The 512-nt window shown below is 42.6% G+C and carries 1 protein-coding gene; it reads right to left on the bottom strand.

Annotated elements, in window-relative coordinates; translation table 11 throughout:
• Positions 1-94: 94 nt before the first annotated feature.
• Positions 95-512 (bottom strand): methyl-accepting chemotaxis protein (locus BCT81_RS20885; RefSeq protein WP_241908251.1); only part of this gene is annotated, 418 nt, incomplete at its 5' end.

Here is a 512-nt window from a genome sequence, read left to right as displayed (position 1 = left end):
ACTCTTGATAAAAGTTGCCCTTGTTCAAATAGTTACCACTATTGGGTAAGAAGTCCCAACAATCTCACCAAATATCTATGGTTTCATCATTTATCTATAGCTTAAATTGATGAACCAAATCCCCTTGTTGATTTGCGAGAATCGTTAGGTTTTGGCTCGCTTCAGCTATTGATGACATCGCTTGGTAACTGGCGTCGGCGATGTGGTTAATGTCTTCAATATTACGCGCAATATCACCCGAGGTTTCACTCTGTTCAGCAGCAGCTTGAGAGATGTGAGTACTCATATGGCTGATTTCTAGAATCAAGGCTTGAATCTCTTCCATTGCACTATTGGCATTCGATGCTTGTTGTACCGACATGTCCATATCACTCATACAGCTTTCGATAACGTTACTTGCGGTTTTCGAGCTGGATTGTAGGTTGCTGATCATGGTTTCGATTTCAGCTGTAGATTGCGTTGTTTTCTGCGCTAACACACGAACCTCATCGGCAACGACCGCAAAACCACGA

It is taken from the genome of Vibrio sp. 10N.261.52.A1, from assembly GCF_002876325.1.
In the GTDB taxonomy this organism is placed as follows: domain Bacteria; phylum Pseudomonadota; class Gammaproteobacteria; order Enterobacterales; family Vibrionaceae; genus Vibrio; species Vibrio chagasii.
The sequence above is the reverse complement of the archived record's forward strand: the minus strand, read 5'-3'. Positions and strand labels throughout refer to the sequence as shown.